The organism is Streptomyces sp. NPDC001348 (assembly GCF_053597535.1).
The window spans coordinates 61,964-78,848 of sequence record NZ_JBSFIK010000033.1; the positions used below are offsets into that span (position 1 = coordinate 61,964).

A 16,885-nucleotide genomic window follows, 5' to 3' on the forward strand; every position below is an offset into this window, starting at 1 on the left:
GCCCGCTCCTCTTCTTCTCGGAGGGGCGGGCGCGCTCGTGTGCCGGAGTCAGCCGGCTCCCGCGTGCCGACGGCCGAGGATCAGGAAGACCAGGAATCCGGCAGCGAACAGCAGCGCGCCGGCGATCAGGAACGGCACCGGGGCGTACTCGTCGGCGCAGGTCCGACCGCCGGCCACCGCCCGGCACACGGTCCCGGGGCCGCCCCGGTTGAGGTAGGCGAGATAGAAGAGCGGCAGGGAGAGACCGCTGACGCCCCCCGCCACGGCGTTCCGGTGCCCCTTACGGAGCAGGGCCACGGCGGCAAGGGCTCCCAGGACGATCAGGACCAGGCCCACGGACAGCAGTGCGACCAGCCCGAGCGCGACACACCCGCCGACCGCGAGCCAGGCCAGGAACCAGCCCCACCGCGACGTACGACGATCCGGAGTTGCGACGACATCGCGTTGCACGGCGCCTCCGCTCGGACGGGGACCGCGGCGGTCGGACGCCGCGTCCCGACGAGGACAGCCAAGCTTACGACCATGCCATGACCGCGCCCATCACCGTGCGCCGGTCCGCGGGCACCGGGCCCCACCCCTATCGCGTCGCTCTGACGATTACACTGGCCCTCGTGCCTCAGTCGAACTTCTGGTCCATCTATCAGCACGGGTTCGCACGCGTCGCGGCGTGTACGGGTCACACCGTCATCGCGGACCCGCCCGCCAACGCCGAAGCGGTCCTGCGGCAGGCGCGCCGGTGCGCCGAGGAGGGGGTCGCCGTCGCCGTCTTCCCGGAGATGGTGCTGTGCGGCTACTCGATCGAGGACCTGCTGCTGCAGGACGCGCTGCTCGACCGGATCGAGGAAGCGCTGCGGCAGGTGGTGGCCGGGTCGGCCGAGCTGCTGCCGGTCCTGGTCGTCGGTGCCCCGCTGCGCCACCGCAACCGGGTCTACAACTGCGCGGTGATCGTGCACCGCGGCCGTGTCCTCGGCGTCGTGCCCAAGTCGTACCCGCCGTACTACCGGGAGTTCTACGAGCGCCGGCAGATCGGCGACGGCTCCGACGAGCGCGGCGGATCGATCCGCCTCGGCGGCGAGACCGTTCCGTTCGGCGTGGACCTGCTGTTCGCGGCGGACGACGTACCCGGTCTCGTGCTGCACGCGGAGATCTGCGAGGACATGTGGGTGCCGGTGCCGCCGAGCGCGGAGGCGGCCCTCGCCGGGGCGACCGTCCTCGTCAACCTCTCGGGCAGCCCGATCACGGTCGGGCGGGCCGAGGACCGCAAGCTGCTGTGCCGTTCGGCGTCCTCCCGCTGCCTCGCCGCGTACGTCTACGCGGCGGCCGGACTGGGCGAGTCGACCACCGACCTGTCCTGGGACGGCCAGACCATGATCTACGAGAACGGTGTGCTGCTGGCGGAGTCCGAGCGGTTCCCGCTCGGCGACAGTCACGCGGTGGCCGACGTAGACCTCGACCTGCTGCGGCAGGAACGGCTGCGGATGGGCACGTTCGACGACAACCGCCGCACCCACCGGACACGGACCGGCGACTTCCGGACGATTGCCTTCGAGCTCGATCCGCCGCTCGCCGACCTGGGACTGCGCCGCCGCCTGGAGCGCTTCCCGTTCGTGCCGGCCGACGCCGACCGCCTCGCCCAGGACTGCTACGAGGCGTACAACATCCAGGTGGCGGGCCTGCAGCAGCGACTCGCGGCGATCGGCGGCCCGAAGGTGGTCATCGGCGTGTCCGGGGGTCTGGACTCGACGCACGCGCTGATCGTCGCCGCCCGCGCCATGGACCGCGCCGGCCGCCCGCGCAGCGACATCCTGGCCTTCACCCTGCCCGGCTTCGCCACCAGCGACCACACCAAGGACAACGCCCACAAGCTGATGAACTCGCTCGGCGTCACCGCGGCCGAGCTGGACATCACGCCGACCGCGCGGCTGATGCTGCGGGAGATGGGCCACCCGTTCGCGTCCGGCGAGCCGGTGTACGACGTCACCTTCGAGAACGTGCAGGCCGGCCTGCGCACCGACTACCTCTTCCGGCTGGCCAACCAGCGCGGCGGCATCGTGCTCGGCACCGGCGACCTGTCGGAGCTGGCGCTCGGCTGGTCCACGTACGGCGTGGGCGACCAGATGAGCCACTACAACGTCAACGGCGGAGTGCCGAAGACCCTGATCCAGCACCTCATCCGCTGGGTCATCAGCAGCGGCCAGTTCGACGAGGAGACCGGCGAGACGCTTGCCGCGATCCTCGACACCGAGATCAGCCCGGAGCTGGTCCCGGGCGAGGAGATGCAGTCGACGGAGTCGAAGATCGGCCCGTACGCGCTGCACGACTTCACGCTCTTCCACGTGCTGCGCTACGGCTTCCGCCCCTCCAGGATCGCCTTCCTGGCCTGGCACGCCTGGCACGACCCGGAGTCCGGCGCCTGGCCGCCGAACTTCCCCGAGGCCAAGCGGGTGGCGTACGACCTGCCGGAGATCCGGCACTGGCTGGAGGTCTTCTGCCGCCGCTTCTTCGCGTTCGCCCAGTTCAAGCGCTCGGCCATGCCGAACGGCCCGAAGGTCGCGGCGGGCGGTTCGCTGTCGCCGCGCGGCGACTGGCGGGCACCGTCGGACGGCAACGCGCGGGCGTGGCTGGCGGATCTGGCGCGGTTCGATTGGCCCGAGGCGTGAGGGGCATGGGTCCGCGACGAACTGGCGGCTTCGGCCGCAACGCAGCTTTCAGAGGAGGATCCGAGACCCGTACGGGGCATTCGCACCGTGGGACCGGCGCAGCCCCACCGCGACATTGACGCGCTTGAGCCAACGATCAGTTCCGTCGTATCTCGCCTGGAACGCCTGACGTCCATGGACGGCACGGCGGTTGTCGATGACGAGTACGTCGCCGGAAGCGAGGACGACATTCATAAGCGCTTCGTCGACGGTGCGCATGAGCCTTCGCAGGCAGTCGTCGGCCTCCGGATCGTCCCCTGTCTCCATGAAGGCCGGGTCGATACGTATGAAGGGCCGCTCCGGTGATCCGCTCAGTACGGCGACGGGCTCCGGAACGGCGTGACCTCGCTCCATACGGGCAAAGGCTTCGGCGAGGTCGGCGGGCGGGATGCCGTGGCGCGGTACAGCCGCGCTGCTGAATCGGGTACTGTGCGAGTCATCGGGCCGGATCCGGAACCGTGGCGAGGACAGGATCTTCCAGTCGTCCTCCGAGACGGAGAGCGCCCCGGCCGACGCGAAGTTCGTACCCACTGACTGATCGTTGCGCAGGCAGAACAGGATGACGTACTCAGCGCGAAACGGATGGAAGGCGTCTTCGTTGTGCCATGCCAGTTCGGCTTCGGACGACGAGCCGAGCTGCTCTGTCTCGTGCCCCTTGATGGGAAAGACGTCTACCACCGGATTGCTGCCGTGCTGGGTGCCGAAGGCGAACACGTCCCCTAGGAGGGAACCGAGCAGCATCAGCAACAAGCCCGCGTTGCGTGCGGCACCATCTTTCGCCCGTAAGGCCGCGGCAGGCCAGTCGGCCGGGGTCGGTTCCAGTCGCCCGGCCCGAAACGGGACGTCCGACAGAAGCAGGCCAGCCGAAGCATGGTGTCCGGTGCGGAAGCGGTGGAGCACTCGCCGGAGCACGCGCGGAAATTCCTGTGCCCGGACGGTCATCTCTTCCAGGTCGTGTTCGTCGACCGACGGTTCGATTCCTGACATCGACGCCAGGACCGCGGAAACCGATTGCTGTTCCGCGGGAGAGAGGATGTGCCGGTCAAGGTACTGCGACGAGCTGATCACTCCGGGCACTGAAGCCTCCTTGTCATCATCCAGCAGATGATTCGCCGACCATGCCTGATGCTCCGCTCAGATGCGGTATGCCTCGACGTAGCGTGCCGGGTCTTGGCCGAAGTCGTGCTTCCAGCGCCTGAGTTGCCGGTGCGCGAACGTCTCGCCGCTGTCGACCACTTCGTGCAGGGGATCGAGGTAACTCAGCGCGGCCGGTTTCTCCAGGCCGGCGGCGACACGCGCGGTCAGCCCCTCCGTCGCGAAGCGAAGGAGCTCGGCGGCCAGCTCGGCGACCGGCTGCTCACGGTATGTGGCCTCCATGCCGCGGGCCGCTACGTCCTCGATGGTTCGCAGATGATCGGAGATGTGGCCGCCCTGCAGCAGCCGCCAGGCCGCGTCGCGGGACGGCCCGTAGTAGAGCAGGCCTGTCCAGAAGGCTGGCGCGGAGGGGACGCTCTCGTACGGCGGGCCGTCCGGAAGGCGCAACTCGATGGTGTTGCGCAGCCGCACGAAGGGCCATGCCTGGGAGACCAGGGTGTACCAGTCGTCGAGCGTGGGCTGGGTGCCGTCGCCGAACCCGTCGGCCATCAACTCGGCGAAGCACCGGTCCGGGGCCGGTTCGCCGTGAGCGTCTCCTGACCGGTGGATCATGGGTAGGCCCAGGAGCCAGTCGATGTAGTCGTCCGGCGTGATATCGGCTCGCATGGCGAAGGGCGGGTATCCGAAGCGGCTCGGGTCCTCACGCCGCAGTTCCAGCATGCGCCAGGAGAGCAGTCCGCTGGGGGAGCCGCCGAACAGCGGGGAGTTGACGAAGAGCGCGGCGGCGACGGCGGAGGAGGCGAATCCGACGCGGACCTTTTCGGTCAGGTCCTTCCCGGGTTCTGTGTCGATCGTCGTCTGAGTGGTCACGGCGAGCGCGGAGATCTCAAGGCTGGCCTGGCCCGGTTCACCGAGCCGCTCGCAGAAATCGCGCATCGTGAGCACATGCTCGTCTGGGACCCATTCGATGTTGTCCCGGGTGTCGAACGGCACATTCCCGCCCGGCACCAGAGCAAGCCCCAGTGAGGCGGCCTGTTCCGCGTAGCGCTGCATGCGCCGGCGCATGGCTTCGGTGAGAGTGACGAGGTCGGGGGCAGGCGGAGACGAGTACTCGAAGGCACCGCAGGCCTCAAGAGTGATCTTGGTTCCGTCGTCCAGCCGAAGGCCGACAGGTCCGAGAGATCCGCTGATGGCCTCGCCGCCCTGGTCCTCAAGGATCAGTTCAAGGAGTCTTCTCGTGCCATGCGGTCCGCTGTACGGAGCGGAACGGCCGGTCGCGGTGTCGAGAGTCGCGCACTCGATCTCGATTCCGGTCTTCTCCTGGCGGCCTGGGAGGGGCTGGAAAGGAGCGCGCAAATCTCCGCGGGTAAGGCCCTCGATGGGCATGGTCATGTCCTCTGCACTAGTTGTCGGTGGTGTGGTTCGGAGGCGTTGCGCTGTCCCGGCGGGCCAGCCTGTCCTGAATCCTGAGAGCGCGGTTCTTCAGAGCAGCGGCCTTAAGACTGTTTCCGGACTGCTCTTCGGTGGCGGACAGTTCGAGCAGGCTCTGAACGGTTTCCGGGTGATCGCCGTGATGAAGACGCTCTCGCATGCTGAGTGCTCGCTCGTGCAGTGAACGTGCATTGTTGAGCTGGTTGAGGAGGCGCGATGTGACGGCCAGGTCGTGAAGGCTGCGAGCGGTGTGCCGATGATCGCCGGGGTGCAGCCGCTCGCGCATTTCGAGCCCTTTTCTCGCGAACTCGAAGGCTTGTCGATAATCGCCGAGCAGGCGCATGGTGACCCCGAGTTCGTAATAACTCTGCGCCGCTTCGGGATGGTCGTCGGCATAAAGTCTGCGAGCCATCGCCAGCGCCTCCTCATGAAGGACGAGAGCGTCTGATTCCCGCCCGAGGGAGCGCAACGCGACACCCAGATCGTTGAGGCTGACGATGATGTCGACGTGGTCGCCTCGGTACAGCCTTCGGCGCATCGCGAGCGCGTCTTCACCGTATCGACGGGCGGACTCTCCGTCTTCCAGCCGGGAACACGTGAAGGAGAGGTCTGTCAACGTCGTCGATGTGTCGGGATGATCGCCCGGGTGCACACGGTAGTGCATGGCCAGGGCCTGTTCGTGCAGTTCGCGGGACCGGTCGAGATTCCCCATGTGCCGCATGGCGGTGGCCAGGCCGTTCAGGCATGTCGCGGTGGCCGGGGAATCCAGTGGGGGGATTCTCCGACGGATTCCGAGCGACTGCTCCTGGAGTTCGCTGGCTCTTTCCGTTTCCGTGGTCCACACCAGGAGGTAGTAGGCGACACGGTCCAGTAGATCCGCGAAGGAAAGAGTGGTGACGCCCAGTCTGCTCCCGTGGACGATCAAGGAGTAGGCGTGAGGGAGGAGCTGGACGCACGTCGAGCGAGTCTCCAAAGCGCCTGGAGTGTTCGGAAACAGTGCGGCCATGACCTCGATAGCAGCTGACACCAGCTCTGGGCGGTCGGTTTCGGGGATGTGGTCGAAAGCGATGTCACGGACCAGACGGTGGATTCTCGCAGACTCGCCCCGATCCGTGTCCGGCGTCAGGAGACTATTCCGGTAGAGGGCTCCGATCACCTCGGGTCCGTCCACGGGGTCGGCCGCGGCGTCCCGCAAGGGTGCGGGCAGCTGCGCCGGATGGTCAAGAATTTTGTATACCGGAATCTGGTCGGGCGCGAACAGGGCGCAGAACGAGAGCAGTTGCACTGCTGCCGGCTGAGTATCGTGCAGTTGCCCGACGAGGAGGCTGAAGGCGGTGTCCACCGTACCTTCGTAGGCCAGTGGACGACCGCGGGTGAGTAAGTCTGCGCGTCGTGTGCGGAAGATCCGCAAATAGTGTGCGAGCGACACACGACACTCGGCGCAGTATGCGGCGGCCTGCTCCAGTGCCAGCGACAGCTGTCCGAGTTCCTCGGCCAGCGCGCGCGCCGAATCCTGGTCCGGGTCGCCACTGCGGAGCAGCAGCAACTCGACCGCCGCGTCCAGTGGAAGCAGCTCGACCGACATGGGCTCGGCCACACCTCCCCACGCTGTGTTACGAGAAGTTATCAGGACATGTCCGCGGCCCAGGGCGGGAAGAAAAGGGCCGAGATCGGACGGGGATGTCGAATTATCGAAGATCAACAACCATTCGGATCGCTCAGCGAGCAAGCTGTGCGCATGCGCGGCAAGCTGACCGGTCTGGAGATCCGCGGGCGCACCGAGCCGTAGGGCGAGATCCGCCAAGCCGGCTTCGGCGGCCGGTACCGTTTCTGCGGATATCCACCACCCCAGGCGGTAATTCTTGAAGTACCGGTGCGCGTAGGCCCTGGCGAGCTGGGTCTTTCCGATGCCTCCCAAGCCGTACAGCGTAAGGATCTGTACCGCGGATTCCGTGGTTGTTCCAAGTAGCTTTGCGTACAGGCGCTTCATTTCCGTTTTGCGATCGACGAAGCTTCGGACCGGCGACGGAATGTTCCACAACCGACCGTCACCGGGGCCACCGAGCGGTCCACTCGCTCGGCGGACCGCTGGTGGCATGGCTGACTGGGGCGCCGACGCGATCCAGACGTTGTCGATGCGTTGTGCGGCGATGCTTCCGTCGTCCGCGCGGACGGACGCGACCCTCTGCAGTTGGGCGGTGTCACCCCCGGACCCGTCTAGCCCTGGGGCGGATCCGGCCGGTGAGGGCGCTCCACCCGAGCACCTCCATGGATGACCGCGGCCGCGATGGAGCCGGAGTCGGCCTGGATCTCCAGAGCCCCGGTCACCGCCACCCCGCCATCCGAAGCGTTCGTCCTCACGCCGCCCAACGCCTGGAGTTGCGTGATCAGAGCATCGACCTCGCGGGCAAGCTGCTCGTCCTCTTCCGCGGCTTCCTCCAGCGCAAGGGCCACACGCTGAGCGGTCCTCGGCGAGGGGTGTTCCTGCCCCTGGGCGGCTTCCTGGGTGAGCCTGTCGAATCCGGGGTCTCGAGCCAGCTTGTCCGAAACCAGGCCGTGCAGCCTCTCGCAGAGGCTGTCGACACTCGCGTCCAATGCCGCATCCACTTGACCATCCGCCCGATTGGCCGCATGTTTCGCCTTGCGTAACAGCCAGCCGAAGACATACCCGACAACAAGTTCCGCACCTACCATCAGGCCCCCTAAGTCGACACTTGCGCCAGCAGGGAGCATAGTGCAATCCGTGAGGGTTTCACACCGCAATTGAGGCACGCCGAAATCGAGACACATCGTGGCTACATTCTGCGCCATGACGAATATGCGGGCGCCATATGTGATAATTTCATGGTCATAACTGCGGCGGTATGAACGAGTTCTGCCGCCGGAGTACGGCGAGCGGATCACGGCGACGACGAAAGGGGGCCGTAGCCCCCATCGCTGATCGCAATGGCTCCACTCTCGGCCCCAGGCTCACCCCTTGAGCGAGGCGATGAAGGGGGCCCGGGCGGTGGCGGTGAGGATGAGGGCGGGGCCGTCCGGGGTCTTGGAGTCTCGGACGGGGACAGGGCCGGGGATGTTCTCGGCGACTTCGAGGCAGTTGCCGCCGTCGCCGTTGCTGTAACTGGACTTGCGCCAGAGGGCGGCGCCAGGGAAATCGCCGGCATCGGGGTTGACATGAGGCCGACCGCCCACGAAGACGGTCGGCACGGTCTCGTTGCCCTCGTCGACCGCCCTCACCGCCGCCGCGCCGACCGCGTCACGCCAGATGTTGCCCCAGTGCAACTGGCGCCCACAACGGCCCAGTCGCATGCGCAGGCGCAGACAGTGCGCACAGCCCGGCCGTCAGAGGACGACGGTCCGGCTGTCAGCGGCACAACGGCGCTGCGCCTCCACCACTCCGATCGATCTCGGGAAGACGAGAGGCGAGTTCATGCCCGCGATCAGCACGAAGGCCGGAGAGGGCGCTACGGCAGCGCCAGGATCACCTGTCAGAACCAGCAAGATCGCGATGACCGAGCCGCACAGCGCGAAGAGTATCGACGAGGTCCAAGCGCGCGCATCACGGTGGTCACACATCCAGGAGCGTCACCGAACCGGTCAGGCAGGCGAAGGGCCAGGCGGCCCATCGCCGGCGACGGGCTTTGCGGCTTCGGCCCGCGCGCGGGCCGAAGCGGCCTCGACCTCGTCGCGGGTGAACTCCTTGTAGAGACGTTCCCCGTGGGCGTCGGTGATGTCGATGACGATGCCGGTCCAGTCCTCCGCGGGTTCCTCGGGTACGTGCCCGAGTTGGTATTCGGAATCCCGGAGCAGTTCCTCCGTCACCCGAACCCCGGTCAGCCGCTCGGCGAGGGCGAAGACCGCCGCCTTGGTGTGGAAGAGCCCGTTCGTCTCGCCCTCGTCGTCCGACAGCGCGAGGCCGACCTCCCGCATCACCGGGTTGAGAGCATCGGGAGTGCCGCCGTCCCTGGATGTGGACCGCTCGAAGGTGGTCCGGAGTTCGCCGTCCTCATACCAATTGAAGAAGTGCATGGGCTTGCCTCCATTGCTGGAGTGCACCACCGCGCGCCCACCGGCCGACAGGGCCTCCAGGAAACGCGGCTGCATTCCCATACCCCCTTCTCCGACGTGCAGGACGAGTGTCCAGTCACCACCTTCGCCCGGGACGGAGAACGCTCCCGCAACGAAGGCTTCGTCCCAGTAGTCCGCTGGGTCGCGAAGCTCGTCCTGCCGCTCGATCAACGCGTCCGCCCCTGTGCACGAACCCAGAGGTTCCGCCCCCATCACCCGCAGCACCTCCCCCGGGGCGACACCCCGCACCAGGGTCAGGGTGTACCCGGCCTCCAGCGCGTAGCCGAACAACGGAGAGGACCCTGTCCAGGCATAGTCATGTGCGGTCACCGCAGTCATGCGGCACAGTCTGCCTGCCGCCACTGACAAGACTGTGCAACGAGATCAGCCACCAGACGTGGTCACCCACGGCGCGGGAAAATGGGGTGTCATGCGAACGCCGGCCCGCCAGGATGCGGATCATGACTGCGGGGATCGCCGCGTCCGTAGTACTGGGTCTGGCCGGGGCCGGGTGGGACGTGGCCTTCACGTACTGGACTCCGTATGACGCACGGATGCAGTGGGGCATGGAGCCGGGCACGCCCGAGGAGTTGCGAAAGAAGGCGGCGGCCCTCGGGGCGAGAACACTCGCGGCCGAGGCGGACCTGAGCGACCCGGCCGTGCCGACCCAGCTCTTCGACAGCGTCGAGCGTGAGCTGGGCAACGTCACCGCGCTGATGCTCTGCCATTGCGAGTCCGTCGACTCCGGTCTGTTGGACACCACGGTGAAGAGCTTCGACCTGCACTTCGCGGTCAATGCACGGGCGACCTGGCTGCTGATCCGGGAGTACGGGCTGCGGTTCGGTGGGCCGCACGGCAATGGGCGGATCATCAGCCTGACCAGCGACCACACCGCAGGCAACCTGCCTTATGGGGCGAGCAAGGGGGCGATGGACCGGATCACGTTGGCCGCCGCACGTGGACTCGCTCACCTGGGAGTAACCTGCAACGCGATCAATCCCGGACCGACCGACACCGGGTGGATGACCGAGGAGCAGAAGGCGGACACGATCCGCTTCACGCCTCTGGGACGCCTCGGTGTGCCGCAGGACTGCGCCAACCTCGTCACCTTCCTCTGCTCCGCAGAGGGCGGATGGATCAACGGCCAGCTTCTCCAGAGCGACGGCGGTCTCTGACAGCCGGGCGCATGGACACGGCTCAAGGGCGCCCGGCCGGTGAAGTCGGCTGCAGTCCGGGGAGGGGACGATGGCACACGAGCCTGACAGCGACACCGAGGGGGCTTCCTCGAGGACGTCTACACGACGGACATCGGGCTGACCTGGCTGGCCTCGCAATGGGAGGTGCTGGAGTACTTCTACAAGGAGTATGTCCCGCCTGACTCCGACGAGGACCCCGCCGTGGTGTGGCTCAGGATCGTGGAGTCGTCGGTCGAGGAGTTCGACCGCTCTAAGGCCGCCCAACTGGGTCAGGACGTCCAGCGGTTGCTGCGCTCTGGGCTGACGGACGAGACGATCCGCACGGTGTGGCTCGCCGCCACCCACGGGGTCTTCGACCCGGGTGCGAACGGTATGGGCACTGGTGCCTGGCTGCGGAAGGCCGAAGAGGCATGGCTGGCCCGGGTGCGCCGGGGCGATCCGGCGTTCGTCCCCCCGCCGCCACAGCCGGTGGTGGACGAGGAGCTGCGGCGGGCCGTCCTGGAGGTGATCCACCCGGTCGCGGAACGACTGAGCCTCGCGGTCGGGAATCCGCCGTTCGGTATCCCGGTGACCGGCCTTGTCCCCGCGCTGGAGCGGGTGGTCACCGAGTGCTGCGCGGACCTCGGCTACCGGCTGTTCCTGCGTGCCATGAAGGCGTACCACGTACCGGCCGACCGGCCACGCCTCGTCGCCCTCGGTGAGCGTTTCGGCTACCCGAAATGGGTCGTACCCGAGGGGCTCAACGACCGGGTCGACTGACGGCGTACAGAGGGCCCGGCGCTCACGTGGCGCACGGGTGGGTCGCAGCACCTCGGCAATTGGCAGACATGGGCCAGGGACGGACGACAGAACCGCAGGCCGGTGAGGTGGGGTATGGCCCATGTCCGCCAATCACGCCCACCACTCGTCCATGCATCCCGGTTGCGCCACTCTGATGGGTGCAGCCCGCGAACTAGGCTCCCGTGCATGCACACCAGCCTGACGGAGCACGCCCGGTGTCTCTACGGGGACGAGTACCGGCCCGTGCCGGAGTGTGGACTGGAGCACGAGGAGCGCTGCTTCGTCGAGGAGCTGACCTTCGCCGACGCGGACTCGATCCTGGCGATGCTGCGCGAGCTCTGCCCGCACCTGGTCGACGGCCGCCTGCCGGTCTGGGTCCGCAACCTGGCGTACCGGCCGAGCGCGGCCGCGTCCTGGGCGACGACCGTGACGCCCGGCTGGAGGAGGTCGGCGAGCTCGAAGTCGTCGAAGCCGACGAGGGCGACGCGGCGGCCGTGCCCGGCCTGGTGCTGTTGCAGCGGCCGGACGAACCGGCACTGCTGCGGGAGGCCGCCCAGAGCCTGTGGTTGCACGGCCCGGACTGGGACGGCATCGCGGCTGACCTGGTGGGGCGGGCGGACGCCCTGGGGAAGCGGGCTGACCCGCGGCGGACGGATGTGACGGGGGCTCACCACGAGCGCCCGCGAGCACGCCCGGCCCCCGTCGGCCCGCCGCACTCAGTGGTGCAGCGCCTCCGCCTCCTGCGGGACGTGGGAGGCGACCACGCGCTCCCGGCCGCCCGCGGCAGGGGCCCGGCGCCGGTCCACCGCGTAGGCCACACCGGCCACCGCCAGGCCGAGCGCCGCCAGTACCGCACCGGCGAGCGCCGGGGACGTCGCACCGAAGCCGGCCGCCAGGGCCAGGCCGCCGATCCAGGCGCCGCCCGCGTTGGCCAGGTTGAACGCGGCCTGGTTGGCGGAGGAGGCCAGGGAAGGGGCCGTGGAAGCCTTGTCCATGACCATGAGCTGCAGGGGGGAGCCCGTCGCGAAGGCGGCCGTGCCGAGGAGGACCACCGCGAGGGCGGCGCTCCACTCCGCCCGCATGAGGACGGGGAACAGCAGCAGTACCGCGACCAGGGAGCCGAGCCCGCTGAACAGCGTGCCGCGCAGGGAGTGGTCGGCGAGGCGGCCGCCGAGCAGGTTGCCGGCGGTGGCGCCGACGCCGAACAGCGCGAGCAGCAACGTCACGTCGGACTCGGCGAACCCGGCGGACCGGGTCAGCATCGGCGTGATGTAGCTGTACGCCGAGAACAGCGCGCCGAAGCCGGCCACCGTCGTGCCGAGGGCCAGCCACACCGGCAGCGAGCGCAGGGCGGCCAGTTCGCCGCGCAGGCCGGCCGCGGAGGCGTGCGTGTGGTCGTGCGGGATCAGGGCGGCCAGCGCGGCTATCGCCACCAGGCCGATCGCGCTGACGCCGAGGAACGTCGCCCTCCAGCCCAGGTGCTGACCCATGAGCGTGGCGACGGGCACGCCCGCGACGTTCGCGACGGTCAGGCCGAGGAACATCAGGGACACGGAGCGGGCCTTGCGCTCGGGCGCCACCATGGTCGTCGCGACCACCGCGCCCACGCCGAAGAACGCGCCGTGCGGCAGTCCGCTCAGGAAGCGGGCGGCGAGCAGCGACCCGTTGCCGGGGGCGAACGCCGAGAGGGCGTTGCCCGCGACGAACAGGACCATCAGGCCGATCAGGACGGTGCGGCGGGACATCCGCGCGGTGACCGCGGCCAGGAGCGGGGCGCCGATGACGACGCCCAGCGCGTACGCCGAGACCAGGTGGCCGGCGCTGGGGATCGAGATGTGCAGGTCTTCCGCGACGTCGGGCAGCAGGCCCATCATCACGAACTCGGTCGTACCGATGCCGAAGGCGCCCACGGCAAGGGCGAGCAGGGCCAGGGGCATGAGGGGACCTCTCAGAGCGTTGCGTGCAGTTCCGTACAGTTGCGCGACTTCTCAGTCGTACCACTATGTTCAAGTACGGAACAAACCCGCTCGGGGCCGCTATTCCAGCGGGTCAGGACCCCGTCGCCGATGTGGTGACCTTCACACGCGCCGCCACCGGCAGATGGTCGCTCCCCGTTCGCGGCAGCGTCCAGGAGCTCTCCGGCTCGATGCCCTTGACCATGATCTGGTCGATCCGGGCCATCGGGAACGACGCCGGCCAGCTGAAGCCGAAGCCGCTGCCCGCGGCGCCCTGCGTCGAACGCATCTGGGAGGTCACGCCGTTGAGGGCGCGGTCGTTCATCGTGCCGTTGAGGTCGCCGAGCAGTACCACCCGCTGGTCCGTCTCGTCGGCGATCGCCTCACCGAGCGCGTCGGCGCTCGTGTCGCGCTGCCGGGCGGTGAACCCTGCCTCCATCTTCACCCGCACCGACGGCAGGTGGGCGACGTACACCGCGACCGGACCCTCGGGGGTCGCCACCGTGGCACGCATGGCACGCGTCCAGCCCAGCTTGATGTCGACGGCCCGGGCGTCGCTCAGCGGGTACTTGCTCCACAGCCCGACGGTGCCCTGGACCGAGTGGTACCGGTACGTCGACGCCAGCGCCCTCTCGTACACCGGAACGGCGGAAGCCTTCAGTTCCTCCAGCGCCAGCACGTCCGCGCCGGACGCGGCCACGTCCCGGGCGGTTCCGGAGGGGTCCGGGTTGTCGGCGTTGACGTTGTGCGTGGCCACCACCAGGTCGCCGCCGCCGCCCGACTTGTCGGTGAGCAGCCCGCCGAAGAGGTTCAGCCACACGACCGCGGGCAGCAGTGTCGCGATCAGCGCCGTCGCGGACCTGCGCACCAGCCCCAGGACCAGCAGTACCGGGATGGCCAGCCCCAGCCAGGGCAGGAAGGTCTCCGTGAGGCTGCCGAGGTTGCCGATCCGGTTGGGGATGCGCGAGTGCAGCAGCATCACGAGGGCGAGCAGCAGGGCGAGTGCGGCGAGGACGACGCCGCGCCGCCAGATGCGCGGGTCCCCCCGCCAGCCGCCGAGGATCCGGTTGGTCAGGCGCCGAAGCCGAGATCCCTGGTGCTCGGGCCCCGAGCCGCCGTTGTCCGTCTCCGTCATGTACGCCTGCTGCGCCATACCGTCTGCCTCACTGCCTGCCGTGCACACCGTGTTTCCCCGTGTCCCTTCCGACCCTAGGGGATGATCGACCTCGTTCCGGCCGTCCCATGACGGCCGTACGGGCACGAGGACGAACAAGTCGGTTCAGGAAGTTCCGGTTACCGGAGTGACCAACGCGGTCTGTGACGAAACGCGCACATTCCGGCCTTCGGTCTTCGGGGAACTGACGGGCCGTAGGCCTGCCAGGACCGTGTCCACGATCTCCTCCGCGAGTCCTTCGTGGAGGTCGGCGTCCGGCCGCATGACGGTTCGGCTGAGCATGGGCCCGACCAGCAGGTCGTTCGCCAGTTCCAGGTCGACGTCCGCGCGGAGTTCGCCGTTCAGCCGGCCCCGGCGCAGGACCTGCAGTCCGGTCTCGCGCCGGGGAGCTATCACGCTGGCGTGGTAGGCGGCCCAGATCTTGGGGCTGCTCTTCATCTGGGCGTGCACGCTGTGCAGGATCGCCGACGAGCGGCTGACCAGCCCGCGTTGGCGCAGCGCCTCCAGCAGTACGACCAGGTCGTCCCGCATCGAGGTGCCCGGGAGTTCCGGGTCGTCGGGTTCGGCGGCCCGCACGACGTCGACGAACAGCTCCTCCTTGCCGCTCCAGCGGCGGTAGATGGTCGCCTTGCCGACGCCGGCGGTGCGGGCGATGCGCTCGATGGAGAGTTCCGCCAGCGAGACACCCTCCTCGAGGAGCTTCATCACACTCTCGAGGATGGCCTGTTCCACCGCCTCGCTGCGCGGCCGGCCCCGGCTGGGGGCGTCCGGCCGGGACCGGCTGTCGGCGGACCGGCTGTCGGCAAGGCTCACGTCTTTCCGTCCTTTCGCCTGCTGCGCCGATTGTGGCGCAGCCGCCTCCTCCCCCGTCGGTCTGCTCTCCCCCGCCGGCTATTCTCCCGCAGCCACCAACTGCGTCTCCTCCTCGTCCTTCTGACGCGCCGACGGCTTGCCCGGCAGGAAGAGCGCCGTGACGACGGCGCCGATGAGCGCGACGCCGGTGCCGCACAGCGCGGTCACGTGCATGGCGTGCAGGAAGGCGTCGTTGGCGGGGTCGACCAGGGCCTTGCCCCGGGGCCCGAGCTTCGCGGCGACGCCGAGCGTGGCCTCGATGGACTCGCCCGCCGTGTCCTTGAGACCGGCCGGCAGCAACCCGAGCTTCCCGTCGATGCCGGTCCGGTAGGCGGTGGACAGGACCGAGCCGAGTACGGCGATACCGAGGGCGCCGCCGACCTGGCGGAAGGTGTTGCTGAGGGCGGAGGCCGAGCCGGCCTTCTCGCGCGGCAGGGCCTGCATGATGACCACGGAGGTGGGAGTCATGATGTGCGCCATGCCGGTGCCCATCAGGAAGAAGACGACCTCCAGCAGCCAGATCGGCGTGTCCGCCTCGAAGGCGGCGAACGCGGTGAGCGTCGCGGCGATCAGCACCAGGCCCGCCGTGGTGGTGGCCTTGTTGCCGAACCGGTCGACCACCAGCCGGGCACGCGGCGCGAAGATCATCTGGGCGGCGGCCAGCGGCAGCATCAGCAGACCGGACTGCAGCGGCGAGTAGCCGCGCACGCTCTGGGTGTAGAAGACCGAGAAGAAGGTCACACCCATCAGCGCGAAGAAGACCAGCGCGATGGCGCTCATGGCGGCCGAGAACACCTTGTTCTTGAAGTAGGTGACGTCCAGGGACGGGTGGTCGCTGCGCTTCTCGAAGACCACGAAGGCGGCGAGGACGGCGAGACCGGACAGGATGGTCGCCAGCACCTTGGCGTCCGTGAAGTCGGCCAGCTGGCCGCCCTTGATGATGCCGTAGACGAGCAGGACCAGGCCGACGACCGACAGGACGACACCGACGGGGTCGAGGCGGCCCGGGTTCGGGTCGCGGGAGTCGGGCACCAGCCACACCATGAGCCCGAGGGCGAGGATCACGATGGGCACGTTGATGAGGAAGACCGAGCCCCACCAGAAGTGGTCGAGCAGCACGCCGCCCGTGATCGGCCCGATCGCGATGGCCAGGCCGACTCCGCCCGCCCAGATGCCGATGGCCTTGGGCTGCTCCTCGCGCTCGAAGACGTTCATCAGGACGGCGAGGGTGGCGGGCATGACGAAGGCGGCGCCCAGGGCCATCAGCGCGCGGTAGGCGATGAGCTGGCCGGGCGAACCGGACTCGGCGGCCAGGGCCGACCCGACGCCGAACACCACGAGGCCGCCCAGCAGGACCTTCTTGCGGCCGATCCGGTCGCCGACGAGGCCGGCGGTGAACAGGAGACCGGCGAAGACGAGGGTGTAGGCGTTGATCGCCCACTCGAGCTCGCTCTGGGTGGCGCCCAGACCGGTCGGCGCCGGGGTCGAGATCGTCTTGATGGCGACGTTCAGGATCGAGTTGTCCAGCACCACGATGAGCAGGCTCAGCATCAGCACGCCGAGGATCGCCCAGCGGCGCCGGTGGACCTCTTCCGGTATCCGGCGGGCAGGGACGGCAGGAGTAGTCATGGGGAC

The 16,885-nt window shown here is 68.6% G+C and carries 13 protein-coding genes and 3 pseudogenes; 3 read left to right on the plus strand and 13 right to left on the minus strand.

What is annotated here, in order from left to right; genetic code table 11:
* Window positions 1-48: 48 nt before the first annotated feature.
* Window positions 49-450 carry a hypothetical protein gene (locus ACWC21_RS29230; protein ID WP_450886022.1) on the minus strand — a complete coding sequence of 134 codons (402 nt, stop codon included), beginning with the start codon at window positions 448-450 and terminating at the stop codon, window positions 49-51.
* Between the two features lie 161 nt (window positions 451-611).
* Between ACWC21_RS29230 and ACWC21_RS29235 the strand changes: the two genes are divergently transcribed.
* Window positions 612-2,660, plus strand: a complete 2,049-nt coding sequence (locus ACWC21_RS29235; protein ID WP_450886023.1) for an NAD(+) synthase — start codon at window positions 612-614, stop codon at window positions 2,658-2,660.
* Between the two features lie 48 nt (window positions 2,661-2,708).
* Here ACWC21_RS29235 and ACWC21_RS29240 read toward each other — a convergent pair whose 3' ends face one another.
* The 7 genes and pseudogenes from ACWC21_RS29240 to ACWC21_RS29270 form a co-directional block, all read right to left on the minus strand.
* Window positions 2,709-3,776: a TauD/TfdA family dioxygenase gene (locus ACWC21_RS29240; protein ID WP_450886025.1), complete on the minus strand. Its 1,068-nt coding sequence runs from the start codon at window positions 3,774-3,776 to the stop codon at window positions 2,709-2,711.
* A 57-nt stretch (window positions 3,777-3,833) separates the two neighbouring features.
* Window positions 3,834-5,150 (minus strand): glutamate-cysteine ligase family protein, encoded by a 1,317-nt coding sequence (locus ACWC21_RS29245; RefSeq protein ID WP_450886027.1) that lies wholly within the window; start codon window positions 5,148-5,150, stop codon window positions 3,834-3,836.
* A 46-nt stretch (window positions 5,151-5,196) separates the two neighbouring features.
* On the minus strand, window positions 5,197-7,323 hold the full coding sequence (gene fxsT / locus ACWC21_RS29250; protein ID WP_450886029.1) for an FxSxx-COOH system tetratricopeptide repeat protein: 2,127 nt from the start codon (window positions 7,321-7,323) through the stop codon (window positions 5,197-5,199).
* A 119-nt stretch (window positions 7,324-7,442) separates the two neighbouring features.
* Entirely contained in the window at window positions 7,443-8,129 is a 687-nt protein-coding gene (locus ACWC21_RS29255) for a hypothetical protein (protein WP_450886030.1), read from the minus strand.
* Window positions 8,130-8,195: 66 nt separating this feature from the next.
* Window positions 8,196-8,348 (minus strand): annotated as a pseudogene (locus tag ACWC21_RS29260) (DUF397 domain-containing protein); the annotation flags it as partial.
* Window positions 8,349-8,387: 39 nt separating this feature from the next.
* Window positions 8,388-8,801: pseudogene (locus ACWC21_RS29265) on the minus strand (glutaredoxin domain-containing protein); the annotation flags it as partial.
* Window positions 8,802-8,822: 21 nt separating this feature from the next.
* Entirely contained in the window at window positions 8,823-9,632 is an 810-nt protein-coding gene (locus tag ACWC21_RS29270; RefSeq protein WP_450886032.1) for a DUF6461 domain-containing protein, read from the minus strand.
* Window positions 9,633-9,754: 122 nt separating this feature from the next.
* On the opposite strand from ACWC21_RS29270, the gene ACWC21_RS29275 reads away from it, so the two are divergent.
* Together ACWC21_RS29275 and ACWC21_RS29280 are read left to right on the plus strand one after the other, a co-directional pair.
* Complete coding sequence (locus tag ACWC21_RS29275) at window positions 9,755-10,468, plus strand: SDR family oxidoreductase (protein WP_450886034.1); 714 nt, start codon at window positions 9,755-9,757, stop codon at window positions 10,466-10,468.
* 165 nt (window positions 10,469-10,633) lie between these two features.
* Complete coding sequence (locus tag ACWC21_RS29280) at window positions 10,634-11,248, plus strand: hypothetical protein (RefSeq protein ID WP_450886036.1); 615 nt, start codon at window positions 10,634-10,636, stop codon at window positions 11,246-11,248.
* A gap of 242 nt (window positions 11,249-11,490) precedes the next feature.
* On the opposite strand, the pseudogene ACWC21_RS29285 reads toward ACWC21_RS29280, so the two are convergent.
* The 5 genes and pseudogenes from ACWC21_RS29285 to ACWC21_RS29305 form a co-directional block, all read right to left on the minus strand.
* Window positions 11,491-11,772, minus strand: a pseudogene (locus ACWC21_RS29285) (hypothetical protein); the annotation flags it as partial.
* A gap of 213 nt (window positions 11,773-11,985) precedes the next feature.
* The gene (locus ACWC21_RS29290; RefSeq protein WP_450886038.1) at window positions 11,986-13,206 is read right to left on the minus strand and encodes an MFS transporter; all 1,221 of its coding nucleotides are present in this window, start codon (window positions 13,204-13,206) and stop codon (window positions 11,986-11,988) included.
* A gap of 112 nt (window positions 13,207-13,318) precedes the next feature.
* Window positions 13,319-14,377, minus strand: coding sequence for an endonuclease/exonuclease/phosphatase family protein (locus ACWC21_RS29295; RefSeq protein ID WP_450886040.1), 1,059 nt, complete (start codon window positions 14,375-14,377; stop codon window positions 13,319-13,321).
* 126 nt (window positions 14,378-14,503) lie between these two features.
* Window positions 14,504-15,211, minus strand: a complete 708-nt coding sequence (locus ACWC21_RS29300) for a TetR/AcrR family transcriptional regulator (RefSeq protein WP_450886042.1) — start codon at window positions 15,209-15,211, stop codon at window positions 14,504-14,506.
* 78 nt (window positions 15,212-15,289) lie between these two features.
* The gene (locus ACWC21_RS29305; protein ID WP_450886044.1) at window positions 15,290-16,879 is read right to left on the minus strand and encodes an MFS transporter; all 1,590 of its coding nucleotides are present in this window, start codon (window positions 16,877-16,879) and stop codon (window positions 15,290-15,292) included.
* Window positions 16,880-16,885: the final 6 nt, after the last annotated feature.